The sequence below is a fragment of the Corallococcus sp. AB038B genome, assembly GCF_003668955.1.
GTDB classification, from domain to species: domain Bacteria; phylum Myxococcota; class Myxococcia; order Myxococcales; family Myxococcaceae; genus Corallococcus; species Corallococcus exiguus.
This window is the reverse complement of sequence record NZ_RAWO01000003.1, coordinates 384,519-397,078: the sequence shown is the minus strand read 5'-3', so window position 1 is coordinate 397,078 and position 12,560 is coordinate 384,519. Positions and strand designations below refer to the sequence as shown.

The 12,560-nt window shown below is 68.5% G+C and carries 8 protein-coding genes; 3 read left to right on the top strand and 5 right to left on the bottom strand.

Annotation, left to right across the window (positions count from 1 at the left end; all coding sequences use genetic code 11):
* Position 1: 1 nt before the first annotated feature.
* From D7Y04_RS17840 to D7Y04_RS17830, 3 genes are all read left to right on the top strand, one after another.
* The gene (locus D7Y04_RS17840; RefSeq protein WP_121760095.1) at positions 2-658 is read left to right on the top strand and encodes a hypothetical protein; all 657 of its coding nucleotides are present in this window, start codon (positions 2-4) and stop codon (positions 656-658) included.
* An 18-nt stretch (positions 659-676) separates the two neighbouring features.
* The gene (locus D7Y04_RS17835; protein WP_121760094.1) at positions 677-1,498 is read left to right on the top strand and encodes a spermidine synthase; all 822 of its coding nucleotides are present in this window, start codon (positions 677-679) and stop codon (positions 1,496-1,498) included.
* Between the two features lie 109 nt (positions 1,499-1,607).
* Complete coding sequence (locus D7Y04_RS17830; RefSeq protein ID WP_121760093.1) at positions 1,608-2,807, top strand: nitronate monooxygenase family protein; 1,200 nt, start codon at positions 1,608-1,610, stop codon at positions 2,805-2,807.
* On the opposite strand, the gene D7Y04_RS17825 is transcribed toward D7Y04_RS17830, so the two are convergent.
* From D7Y04_RS17825 to D7Y04_RS17805, 5 genes are all read right to left on the bottom strand, one after another.
* On the bottom strand, positions 2,804-4,222 hold the full coding sequence (locus tag D7Y04_RS17825) for a serine/threonine-protein kinase (RefSeq protein ID WP_158620650.1): 1,419 nt from the start codon (positions 4,220-4,222) through the stop codon (positions 2,804-2,806). The genes D7Y04_RS17830 and D7Y04_RS17825 overlap by 4 nt on opposite strands.
* Before the next feature lie 220 nt (positions 4,223-4,442).
* A complete protein-coding gene (locus D7Y04_RS17820) occupies positions 4,443-6,761 on the bottom strand; it encodes a serine/threonine-protein kinase (RefSeq protein ID WP_121760092.1) in 2,319 nt (772 codons plus the stop codon).
* An 80-nt stretch (positions 6,762-6,841) separates the two neighbouring features.
* Positions 6,842-8,410, bottom strand: coding sequence for a serine/threonine-protein kinase (locus D7Y04_RS17815; protein ID WP_121760255.1), 1,569 nt, complete (start codon positions 8,408-8,410; stop codon positions 6,842-6,844).
* Positions 8,411-8,539: 129 nt separating this feature from the next.
* Positions 8,540-10,372: a serine/threonine-protein kinase gene (locus tag D7Y04_RS17810; protein ID WP_121760091.1), complete on the bottom strand. Its 1,833-nt coding sequence runs from the start codon at positions 10,370-10,372 to the stop codon at positions 8,540-8,542.
* Between the two features lie 212 nt (positions 10,373-10,584).
* Positions 10,585-12,414 carry a serine/threonine-protein kinase gene (locus D7Y04_RS17805; RefSeq protein WP_233601475.1) on the bottom strand — a complete coding sequence of 610 codons (1,830 nt, stop codon included), beginning with the start codon at positions 12,412-12,414 and terminating at the stop codon, positions 10,585-10,587.
* Between the last annotated feature and the right edge of the window lie 146 nt (positions 12,415-12,560).

Below are 12,560 nucleotides of genomic sequence, written 5' to 3'. Positions count from 1 at the left end.
GATGAAGACCTTCCGCCGCGCTGGTGCCATCATGGCACTGGCAGTCATCATGGGCTGTGCGCGGGCGCCGGAGCGGCCCGCGCCCCCAGCAGCGGATCCAGGAGGACAGCGCGTGGCCCAGGCGGACGTGGAGCTGAAGGTGGAGTCGGTGGCGCGAGAGGCGGACACGCTCGCCGTCACCTACGCGGTGCACAACCGGACGCAGAAGGCCGTGCTGCTCACGGACGGCCTGTGGGACGTGGGCTTCAGCGGCCACCTCACGCTGGCGCCCGAGCGGGCCTACGTGGACCTGTCCGGCGGCAAGGTGGTGCTGTCGCGGATGTTGCTGCCGGTGCCGGAAGACCTGGCGGTGGAGGCACCGGAGGTGCCCGCGGTCAGCCGCGTGGAGCCAGGAGCCACGGCGAATCGCCGCGTGGTGGTGCCGCTGCCCCTGCGCACCACGCTGCCCTACGCCACGGGCCCGGAGGAGACGCGCGAGCTGTCCACCGTGCGCGAGGTGTCCCTGCGCGTGGGCTACCTTCCGGACGCGGACGCAATGACGCTGAGTCAGGGGAAGGACGCGCAGGGCACGCCCATCCAGACGCCGCGGTACGGGCCGGCGGTGACGGCGCAGCGGGTGTTGGACAGCGGACCCCTGCCGGTGACGGACGCGAAGTAGGGAGCCCGGGTCCTGGCGGTGGAGGACGAGCGCGATGACGGCTCCGGGCCCGTCATCGTCACCGAGGATGAGGAAGGACGCCGCTCGTTGCGCTTTGGCGACGGGGGGGCGCGCCAGAGTGTGGTGTGGCCTGGCGAACCGCTGCGGCTGGAGTTGCCGTACACCCGCATGGCGATGGTGGCGCTGGCGTTCGTGCCCCAGCCGGAGAACATCCTCGCCATCGGATTGGGCGGCGGCTCCATCCCCATGTTCCTGCACGCGGTGCTGCCAGACACGCACATCGACGTGGTGGAGCTGGACGCGGCGGTGGTGGACGCCGCGAAGGAGTACTGCGGCTTCCAGGAGGACGCGCTCCTGCGCGCGCACGTGGGGGACGGGCGGGCCTTCATCGAAGCGGACGGGCCGCCCTACGACCTCATCTTCCTGGACGCGTACGGGGCGGATCAGATTCCCGGGCACCTGGCCACGCGCGAGTTCCTGGGCGCGGTGCGTTCACGGCTGACGCGGGGCGGGGCGGTGGCGAGCAACGTCTGGGAGTCCGCGGGGAACCCGCACTACGAAGCGATGGTGCGCACCTACCAGGTGAGCTTCCACGGCCTGTCCATCTTCGAGGTGCCCACCACGACCAACCGCGTCCTGGTGGGGCTGGAAGGCCCGTCGAGGCTGACGAAAGAGGCGCTGGTGGAGCGGGCCCGCAAGGTGGAGCGTGAGCGGAAGCTGCCGTTCCGGTTGAGCACCCTGGTGGCGCAGCGCTACCGGCCCCTGACGCGGAGGCTGGGGCGGGGGCGGGTGCTGACGGACGCGGGGCTGGGGCCCGACGGCCTCATCCCGGAGGAGTGAGGCCGCTCTGCTGGCCAGTGAGCACGGCCCCGCCCGGTCGCGTCTGAATCAGGTGGCGGCGCTGCTAATCTTGAAGGCTCGGTACGTCAGCATCCTTTCGGGAGACGCGATGAACGGCGCGAACGACGGACGACCCGGCCAGCCCTCTGCTTCCCCCGAGGACGAGGCGTCGCTGGCGGACGGAGAATCCGATGCCGCGGGCCTGGAGGCCCGTCCGAAGTCGAAGCCCATCTATGTGTTGGAGGGCAACACGCTGAAGACGCGGCTGACGCGCGAGCTGGGCATCCACTATCCCTTCGTCGGAGCGGGCATGGCGTTCGTGTCCCTGCCGCCGTTGGTGGTGGCGGTGTCGGAAGCGGGCGGCCTGGGAATGTTGGGCACGGCGCCGGAGCCGCCGGGCGTGCTGGAGGCGCGGCTGAAGGCCATCCAGGCGGGCACGCAGCGCCCCTACGGCGTGGACTTCATCGTGGACCGGCTGGAGCCGCACGGCTTCACGACGCGGGACCACATGGACACGTGCATCGCGGCGAAGGTTCCGGTGGTGGTCTTCCACTGGGCGTTGCCGCCGCGCGAATGGATTCAAGCGCTGCAGGCCGCGGGGACGCGGGTCTGGGTGCAAGCGGGCACGGTGGAGCTGGCGAGGCAGGCACTGGACGCCGGGGTGCAGGGGCTCATCGCCCAGGGGCGGCAGGCGGGCGGGCGCAACCTGGGCAGCACGCCGACGTTGGTGTTGCTGAAGGAGTTCCGGAAGCTGACGGACGCGGTGCCGGTGCTGGCGGCGGGAGGCATCGCGGACGGGTTCAGCGCTGCACGCGCGCTGCATCACGGCGCGGACGGCGTCTGGGTGGGCACGCGGCTGGTGGCGTCAGTGGAGGCGTACGCGCACCCGCTCTACAAGGAGCGGCTGGTGGACGGGGACGCGGGAGACACGGCGTTGACGACGCTGTTCGGGCCGGAGTGGCCGGGCAAGCGCATGCGGGTGATCCGAAACCGCGTGGTGCGCGAGTGGGCGGGGCGCGAGTCGAGCGTGCCGCCGACGACGGAGTCGGACGCCATTGGGACGACGCGGCTGTTCCCGGGCGTGCTGGACGTGCAGTACGTGATGCCGAAGTTCAGCTCCTTCCTGCCCACGCCGGACACGCAGGGAGACCTGGAGGAGATGAGCCTGCCGGCGGGAGGCGCGAGCATGGCGCGCATCGACACCGTGCAGCCCGCCGGGCAGATCGTCGTGGAGATGATGGAGCGGGCCCGACGGTTGCTGGAGTCGCCGGAGGGGCTGGATGAGGCGGACGAGGAGGACCGGGGTTAGCGCGGGGGGAAGCGCTGGTCGAGGCGGTCTTCCCAGTCGTCCAGCGCGAAATGGGCCCCCGCGTAGTCCTTTGCGGTGCGCGCGTATTGCGCGGACTGCGCGATCGTTTGCAGTGACTCCTTCATCACCTTTGCTTCTGGTGCGCCCACTCTTCTGCGGAACAACTCCATCCGGAGCCGCTGGATGCGCTGAAAGAGTTCCTGCTTCGCCTTTGGGGGCCTCGGAGGCGTGGGGTTCACACCCTCGTCGGTTCCTGCGTCAGTGGCCGAGTCGGTCCCCAGGATGCCCGCGTCGGTCCCCAGGATGCCCCCAGGAGTCTCAGCGGAGCCCGCGTCAGTCCCATGGGTGCCCGCGTCAGTCCCATGGGCACTCACACTAATAATTGGGGGGTCGATAGGAGCAGAAGGCACGGAGCGGAGCCGGACGACGCCAGCCCCCACGCTCAGCAGCACCAGTGCTCCGACCAATGCCCATCCGATGCCCGGCGGTTGGCGTATGGCCTTGAGTGCCTCCTGCGTGCTGGGTGTATTGCTGTCACCCGCTGGGACCGGGATCTCGGTCTTCGTAAGGGATGGCGCGCGAGGAGACGAGCGCAGTGGGATGCGCTTCAATTGCTCACGCACGGCTTCGGCGGAAGGCGGCCGTGACGCGGGATTCTTCGCGAGGAGCTGGAGTACCAGAGCGTCTACTTCGTGCGGCAATTCTGGGAGCCGCGACGAAGGCAGCGGCGGCGACTCCTCCAGGTGCGCGAACATCACCTTGACCGACTCGCCCTGGAAGGGGCGCACGCCGGTGAGCAACTGGAACATCAGCACGCCCACCGCGTAGAGGTCGGTCGCCGGTCCGACGGTGTCGCCGCGGATCTGCTCGGGCGCCATGAACTCCGGCGTGCCGATGACCATGTCATCCGCCGTCAGTGGCTTGTCGCGTGACTCCATCAACTTCGCGATGCCGAAGTCGACCAGCTTCACTGCGGCCGGAGTCACGGGTGTTTCGACAATGAAGACGTTGGGTGGCTTCAGGTCGCGGTGCACCACTCCTGCTCGGTGCGCGGCGCCCAGCGCGGAGAGCATCTGGTCCATGACCCAGACGACGGACTCCAGGTCCATGGGGCGCTTCGAGCGGACGTAATCGGAGAGTGCCCGTCCCTGGAGCAACTCCATGATGACGTAGGGGCGCTCATCCGGGAGCGTGCCAAAGCCGAAGATGTCGATGATGCCCGGATGCCGGACGGCATTGACCGCGCGGGCCTCCACCAGCAAGCGCTGCACCTGCTGCTGCGACACCATCTCGATGCGCATGACCTTGATGGCGACCTGCTTGCCAATCAGCGGGTGCACGGCCCGGTACACGACGCCCATGCCGCCCGCGCCGATGCGCTCCTGGATGACGAACTCCCCCAACTGCGTCCCCAACAAAGGATCCGGAGGCGCACTGGCCCGCGATGGGGACCGGATGTTCTGGGTGGTATCGCCTTGAGGGGATGGGCTTTTCATGGGGCGCTGGCGCGCGAACCATAGGCACGCGCTCTCAATGCGTTCAAACATCCGCTGTTCAGCGGATCACGATGCGGAGGATCTCCCAGGGTAGGGGGACTCTTGGGTCGTGTCTGACATCGCTTTGGGGAAGAAATGATCAGAGGGGGTAGCGTGCCTTCAGCTCCTCGAACCACTTGTCCATTTTTTGTTGGAGCGCCATGCGATCAGTCGCGGTCAGCTCCTGTGCGGCACGTTCATAGAATTGCAGGAGCTGCCATTCCAGATCCAAAGAGCTACGAGCGCCAGCGGTCCGGCGTAGGAACTCACGGGTGAGCTGCTCCACTCGGCTCGCAAGCTGCACCTCTTTGGGCGTCGTTTTTCGCAGTTCCGGCAGGGAACCGAGGAGATGCGGTCGCGACTGCGGCTCCGAAGGAGGCGCATAGACCGGAGTAGGCACAGGGACAGGTTGTGGCTTTTGCGGCTCGACCAGGGCCGGTGCGACGGCGACCGACGCTCCGGCGGGCAATTCCCGCCATTGCTCGAAGCGCTTGTCCCATTCGTAGGCACCAGTACTGACTTCGGTTCTTTCGGTGGCGGTGCTGGCCTTGGCGGCCTGGCCCACGAGCCGCATCAGAGAGTCTTGAAGCTCCTTGGGTGGATTCCCCTTCGGGCTCGGGGCATGGAGCTTGTTGAACAGTTTGGTCAGCCGGTCTGCCAGGGCCTTCTGGGTAGCATTGTCCCTGGGAAGCTCGGGCATCGCGGCACGGGGCGCGGCGCTTGTTACGACGGGGGCAGGCGGAGGTGGCGTCGTCTGGGCCGGATCAGTTGGCGCCACCAAGGACTTGCCGTCCGATCCTGTGCCTTCGGTCTCAGTGGACTTGCTCAGGGCCGCGATGGGCGGCTCCGGAGTCATCGCGGGGATGGGCTCCGGCAATGGCGATGATGGGACCTTGGACTTGTAAGTGGTTCTTCCGGTGCGAGAGGGCTGGGAATGTGATCCTTCATCCTCGGACTTGGGAGGATCATTTTCAGCCTCCCCATCAGGCGCTTTCACGTTCGTGGTGGGCGCAGGCATGGTGGTGACCACGACCTGGGGAGTTTCCGAAGTGGGCTGCTCGATGCGAGCTTCTTTCGTGGGCTCGGTCTTGGGCGTGAGCTGGAGTTCAGGCTTGGGCGCTATCTGCGTGGTGGCCGCTGCAGCCGGCGTGGCCGGGCGGCTCAGCCACCACGCTCCAGTCCCCAGGCCCGCGAGCAACGCCGCGCCTCCCAGCATCCAGCCCCGGAAGGGCGTACGTCGGATGGACTGAAGCGTCTCCGTCCCCGAGTCTTCTGCATCCGCGACCGAGACGACAGGCGCACGGGTGGCGACACGGGCCACGGCGGGCTTGGGCACAGGGGCCGGGCGCTGCGTGGGCACCTTGGGCTTCAGGCCCGGGGGCCTCGCGAAGGTCTGGGTGCGGGACTCCGTAGGCACCCGCAGGAGCTGCTGCTGCACGGCCTCGGCGGAGGGGGGGCGCAGGGCGGGGTCCTTCGCCAGCAACTGGAGCACCAGCGTGTCGAGCTCCGGAGGAATCCCCTCCGCGCGCGAGGACGGGAGCGGCGGGACCTTATCGACCTGGGCGAACAGCACCTGGACGGGATCGCCCTGGAAGGGCCGCACACCCGTGAGCATCTGGAACGCCATGATGCCCAATGCGTAGAGGTCCGTCGCCGGGCCCACCGTGCCGCCGCGGATCTGCTCCGGGGCCATGAACTCGGGCGTGCCCAGCACGGAGCCGTCCATGGTCGTCGGGCTCTCCCTGTTCTCCAACAGCTTGGCGATGCCGAAGTCGACCAGCTTGATCGTGGGCGCGGCGCTCGGCGGCTCCACCATGAATACGTTCGCCGGCTTCAGGTCCCGGTGCACCACTCCCGCCCGGTGCGCCGCCCCCAGGGCGCCGAGGACATGCTCCAACACCCAGAGGACGGTGGGCACGTCCAACCGCTTCTGGTCGGACATCAGCTCGGAGAGCGGCCGTCCCTCCAGCAACTCCATCACGATGTAGGGGCGCCCATCCGGGAGCTTGCCGAAGCCGAAGATGTCGATGATGCCCGGGTGCCGGATGGCATTCACCGCACGGGCTTCCACGAGCAGTCGCTCGTGCACCCGCGGGGAGACCAGCTCCGCGCGCAACACCTTGATAGCGGCCTGCTTCCCAATGAGGGAATGGGTGGCTCGATAGACGACCCCCATCCCTCCTTCGCCGATCCGCTCCTCGACGGTGAAGTCACCGATCTGTGACGAAAGCAGCGGATCCACGAGAGGCGTGGTCTCCGACGATGCGGTCTTCCGCATCGTGAGCGTCGCCCCGTCGGGATTGGAATGACGGTGGGTTTTCATGAGGGGAGTTCGCGCGGACCATAGCCGCGCATTTCCCCTGATTCCAAACAACCCACCCTCAGGGGCGGGGGATGGCAGGTCGCGAATGACTGCCATGATGTAAATCCATACCCGCCAGGGATGGCTTCCCTCTCGCTTCGGACTTCACGCCTCGGGCTGCTCGCCACATGCGCGGGTCAGCGCGCAGGGAAGCGCTGTCCAAGGCGGTGCTCCCAGTCGTTCAGCTCCTGCTTGATCTTGGCCAGCTCCTTGCGGGTCTTCGCCGTGGAGATGCTGTTCAGGATCAGCACCTGCTCTTCGACGATGTCCTCCGGAAGGTCATGGCCTCCGTTCCGGGCCCGCATCTTCGCCACGCTCGTCTTGATCCGCCCGAGCAGGTCATCCTTCTGGATGCTCACGGAAGGAAGGGGAATCGTCTGCGGTTGCACGGGAGGCGGACTGGACGCTGGCAAGGTGGCGACCGTCGTAGGCTCCTCGGGAGGCACCGGTTTGAGCTCCGGGGCGGGCGCCGGCGGCTGCGCCTGTGCTTCCGAGCGGGAGTCCTGCTGAAGCTGGGGCTGCGCGGGCTCCGGCCGTGGTGGCACCTTGGCGACGTGGGCGGGAGGGGGTTCGGGCGTGACCGCTGGCACGGAAGCGGGCGTCCGGTGCTGGATGATGGCGGCCCCCATCCCCAGGAGCAGCACCGCTCCCGCCAACCCCCAGCGCAGGCCAGGTGATGGGCGGATGGCATTGATCGCATCCTGTGTCGTGGAGTGCGTCACGGTGTCTCCCGCGACGGGTGTTGTCGTCAGCGCGGCATCAGGCTTCGGAAGCGACGGGGCCCGGGGCACGGAGCGCAGGGGGACGCGCTTCAACCGCTCGCGCACGGCCTCGGCGGAGGGAGGGCGCCGCGTGGACTCCTTCTGCAGCAACTGCAGGACCAGAGAGTCCAATTCCGGCGGGAGCCCGGGCACGCGCGAAGAGGGCGCGGGAGAGCGTTCCTCCATGTGCGCGAACATCACTTGAACCGAGTCCCCCTGGAACGGGCGCACGCCGGTGAGCAACTGGAACATCATCACGCCCACTGCGTAGAGATCCGTCGCGGGGCTGACGTCGCCGCCACTTCGGATCTGCTCCGGTGCCATGTACTCCGGTGTCCCGATGACGGAACCGTCGGCCGTGAGCGGGGTGTCGTGCGACTCCAGGAGTTTCGCGATGCCGAAGTCGACCAGCTTCACGGAAGCCGGCGCCTGCGCGGTCTCCACGACGAAGACGTTCGCGGGCTTCAGGTCGCGGTGCACCACTCCTGCTCGGTGCGCGGCCTCCAGCGCGGCGAGCATCTGGTCCATCACCCAGACGACGCTCTCGAGTTCCATGGGCCGCTTCGTACGGACGAAGTCCGACAGCGGTCTTCCCTGGAGCAACTCCATGGTGACGTAGGGCCGCTCATCCGGGAGCGTGCCGAAGCCGAAGATGTCGATGATGCCCGGATGCCGGATGGCATTGACCGCGCGGGCCTCCACGAGCAGGCGCTGTACCAGCGGCTCGGACACCAGCTCCATCCGCAGGACCTTGATGGCGGCCTGTTTGCCAATCAGCGGGTGCACGGCGCGGTACACGACGCCCATGCCGCCCGCGCCAATGCGCTGCTGAATGACGAACTCACCCACCCGCGTGCCCAGCAATGGATCCGGGGCCGCGCTGGACCGTGACGCCGGCTGGGCGGATTGCCCGGTGTCGCTTCGAGAAGAAGAGGGGTTTTTCATGGGGGCGCTGGCGCGCGAACCATAGCCATGCGCTCCCAATGCTTTCAAACACCCCCTGATCCGCATCCCCGATGCGGCGGAACTCTTGGATCCGCATGACCCATGGGGTCGTGCCTGACTTCTCGATGATCAGCGCGGGAGCCGCGCGTTCAGCTGCTCCTGCCACGTATCTAGCGCCTGATTCACGGCCATGCGATCGGTGGCGGTTTCGGCCTTCGCGGCCGCCGCATAGAGGCCCACGAGCTTTCGCGTGAGTTCCGGAGCGACGTCCTGCCCCTTCGTGCGTTTGCGCAGCTCCGCGACCAGCCTGTCCAACCGCTGTGCCAATCGCTGCTCAGGCCCACTGGTCCGGGGCAGGGTGGGCAGCGAGGGCAGCACGAGCGGCGGGACCTTGGGCATCTCCGGGACGACGACCACGGGCGGTGCGTCATGCAAGGCGATGCGCTGCGTCAGCTCCTTTTCGATGCCATCCAGCGCCACGTGGATCCGCGCGCGCTCGGCGTCCGTCGTCGCGTCCGCGGCGGCCCGGTACTGGTGGAGCAGCTTGGTGCGCAACGCTCCGTCCTCGTCCACGTCCTTCGCCCGCGCCCGCTGTTGCTTGAACAAACCAAACAACCGCCGCGCCAGCTTCTTCTCCGACGCCGTCGTGAGCGGCAGCGAAGGCAGTCCTGACTTCACCTCCGTCTCCGGTGCCTCTTCCTCGGGCGCCTCCGGCTCGGGCTCGGCCTCGGCCTCGGCCTTCACGACCGTCTCCGGCGCGGGTGGCACCACCGGCTCCGGCGCCTTCACCACGGGCGGGACCGGCATGGGCAGACGCTGCTCCACCTGGGGCGGCGTCTCCGCAGGCCGGGTCATCCACCACAGGCCCGTGCCCAGCAGCGCCACCCCCGCGACCACCACCGCCGCGAGCGGTGCCACCTTCCGGCGATCCGCGAGCATCACCGCGAGCCCCGGCGGCTGGGGCGCCGTCGGAGACGTGGGCTCCTCCCGTTTCGGCTCCACCGACTCGGAGGGCCCCAGCGCGCCCGGAGGCCGCTCCAGGGACAGCGCCTTCAACCTTTGCCGCACCTCCTCCGCGGAGGCAGGGCGCTTCGCCGGATCCTTCTCCAGCAACTGGAGCAGCAGCGCGTCGAGCTCCGGCGGCAGGCCCTTCACCTTCGACGAGGGCGGCGGCGGTGCCTGTTCGACGTGCGCGAACATCACCTGCACGTTGTCACCCTGGAAGGGCCGCTCGCCGGTGAACATCTGGAACGCCATCACGCCCAGCGCATACAGGTCCGTGGCCGGGCCGACCGTGCCTCCGCGGACCTGCTCCGGGGCCATGAAGTCCGGTGTCCCCAGCACGGAACCGTCCGCGTTCGTCAATCCCTCGTGCGACTGCAGCACCTTGGCGATGCCGAAATCGACCAGCTTGAGCATGGGCGCCGCGTCCGGCCGCTCCGCCATGAACACGTTCGCTGGCTTCAGGTCCCGGTGCACCACCCCCGCCCGGTGCGCTGCCCCCAGCGGCGAGAGGATCTGATCCAACATCCAGACCGCGGTCCCCACGTCCAGCCGGCCTCGCGCGCGCAGCACGGCCGCGAGCGACTGGCCCTGGAGCAACTCCATCACCACGTACGGTCGCCCGTCCGGCAACGACCCGAAGTTGAAGATGTCCAGGATGCCCGGGTGACGGATGGCGTTGACCGACCGCGCCTCCACCAGCAACCGCTGCGCCTGCTCCGGCGACATCAACTCCGCGCGCAACACCTTGATGGCCGCTTGCTTGCCAATGATGGGGTGCTCCGCGCGGTACACCACCCCCATCCCACCCGCGCCAATGCGCTCCTGGATGATGAACTCACCCAGCTGCGCCCCCAGCAGCGGATCCACCTTCGGCGCAGTGGATGCCATCGCCACCGGCACCTCCCGTTCCGTCAGCGCCCGGTGTGCCCCCGTCTCCGGAATTCTTCGCGTCTTCATTGAAAAGCTCGTTTTGCGGTGACAGTACCGTGAGCCCGGGGACGCCGTCGCGTGCCCTGGGGGCTTGCCGGTTGTTTGCTCGTCCGCCAGTCGACGCGGAGTCCCCGGTACTTCCAGTGAGCCGGTCCTTTTCCTCCATGACGCCGCCCGCTACGGCCCGTCATGGGGATGTTGAGGGCTCGGGACTTCCGTGGATCCCCTGGACGTAATGCTCAGCGGGGGAAGCGCGTCGTCAGCCGCTCCTGCCACGCATCCAAGGCCTGATGCACGGTCATGCGCTCGGTGGCGGTCGTGGCGTTCGCCGCGGACTTGTAGATATCCACCAACTGCTTCGTGAGTTCCGGCGCGACGTCCTGGTTCTGCGTGCGCTTGCGCAGCTCCCCCACCAGCTTGTCCATGCGCTGGGCCAGCTTCTGTTCGGAGGCATTGCCCTGGGGCAGGGTGGGGAGTTTGGGAATCACGAGCGCCGGGACCTTGGGCGGCTCCGGCGCGGCGGCGACGACGACGGGGGGCGGGGGCGCGTCGTGCAGCGCGATGCGCTGGGTCAGGTCCTTTTCGATGTCATCCAGCGCGACATGGATGCGCGCACGCTCGGCGTCCGTCGCGTCCGTGGCGGCCCGGTACTGCTGGATCAGCTTGCCGCGCAGCGCACCCTCCGCATCCACGTCCTTCGCCCGCGCCAGCACGAGCTTGAACAGACCTGCGAGCCGCTGCTCCATCTTCTTCTCGGAGGCAGTTCCCGCCGGCAGCGGTGGCAACTTCGTGGACTTCGCCAGGGTCGCTGTCGCGGTCTCTGCCTCTCCCGGCGTCTCTTCCGCGATGACCTCGGGCGGCTCCTCGACAGGGGCCTGCGGCGGCGGCTCCACCGGAGGCGTGGGCCTCGCGTCCACCATCACCGGTTCAGAAGGTCGCGGCGGCGCAATCACTTGCGTCTGCTCCGCCTTCCGCGCCTGCGTCCCCAACCCGTAACCCACTCCCAGCAGCGCCACACCGGCAACCGCTGCCACCGCGATGGACACCCCGTTCCGGCGACCCGGCGGCACGATGGCTGTGGGTTCCTGCGGTACGGCCCGCGACTCCACGCTCGGCGGCGGTGCTGCCTCCGGCTCCGCGCTCACGGACGGCACGGGCGGTCGCGCCATTCCCCGGAGCTTCATCCGCACGGCCGTCGCGGTCGCGGGCCGCTTCGCGGGCTCCTTCTCCATCAACTGGAACACCAGCTCATCGAGCTCTGGCGGAATCCCCTCCACCCGCGACGACACCCGGGGCGGGACCTGCTCCACGTGCGCGAACATCACCTGCACGTTGTCACCCTGGAACGGCCGGGTGCCCGTGAGCATGTGGAACGCCATCACCCCCAGCGCGTACAGGTCCGCGGCTGGGCCCACCTCTCCGCCTCGGATCTGCTCCGGGGCCATGAAGTCCGGCGTCCCCACCGTGGAGCGGTCCGCCCGCGCCAGCGCGTCATGCTCCTGCATCACCTTGGCGATGCCGAAGTCGACCAACTTGATCAGCGGCGCCGCGTCCGGCTGCTCCATCAGGAACACGTTCGCGGGCTTCAGGTCCCGGTGCACCACGCCCGCCCGGTGCGCGGCCCCCAGCGCGGCGAGGACATGCTCCAACACCCAGGCCGTGGTCCCCACGTCCATCCGGTCCTGCTCGAGCATCCGGTCCGCGAGCGACTGGCCCTGGAGCAACTCCATCACCACGTAGGGCCGGCAGTCCGGCAGCGTCCCGAAGTTGAAGATGTCCAGCACGCCCGGATGCCGGATGGCGTTCACCGCCCGCGCCTCCACCAGCAGCCGCTGCTCCTGCTCCGGGGACACCAGCTCCGCGCGCATCACCTTGATGGCCGCGTGCTTGCCAATCAGTGGGTGCTCCGCCCGGTAGACGACCCCCATCCCTCCCGCGCCCACGCGCTCCCGGATGACGAACTCGCCAATCGTCGACCCCACCAGCGGATCCGCCGAGGGCGCGGTCGCCGCCGGCACCGCCGGGACCTCCTCGTCCGTCACCACCTCCGGTGACCCCGCTTCTGGCAATCGTCCGCGCTCATGGGAAAGGTCGTTCCGCGCCGATGGTACCGGGCCATGGCCATGACGTCGCGCGTCCAAGCGAGCCATCAGCCCGCTCGCCCGCCAACCTATCCGCGCTGATCATGGAATCCAGTTCTCCAGAGCGAAAAATG

Bases quoted from the DNA above. Each gene is read 5' to 3' on its own strand.
- D7Y04_RS17815 (WP_121760255.1), bottom strand. From the start codon at position 8,410: ATGAAAAACCCCTCTTCTTCTCGAAGCGACACCGGGCAATCCGCCCAG.
- D7Y04_RS17810 (WP_121760091.1), bottom strand. From the start codon at position 10,372: ATGAAGACGCGAAGAATTCCGGAGACGGGGGCACACCGGGCGCTGACG.
- D7Y04_RS17840 (WP_121760095.1), top strand. From the start codon at position 2: ATGAAGACCTTCCGCCGCGCTGGTGCCATCATGGCACTGGCAGTCATC.
- D7Y04_RS17820 (WP_121760092.1), bottom strand. From the start codon at position 6,761: ATGGCAGTCATTCGCGACCTGCCATCCCCCGCCCCTGAGGGTGGGTTG.
- D7Y04_RS17830 (WP_121760093.1), top strand. From the start codon at position 1,608: ATGAACGGCGCGAACGACGGACGACCCGGCCAGCCCTCTGCTTCCCCC.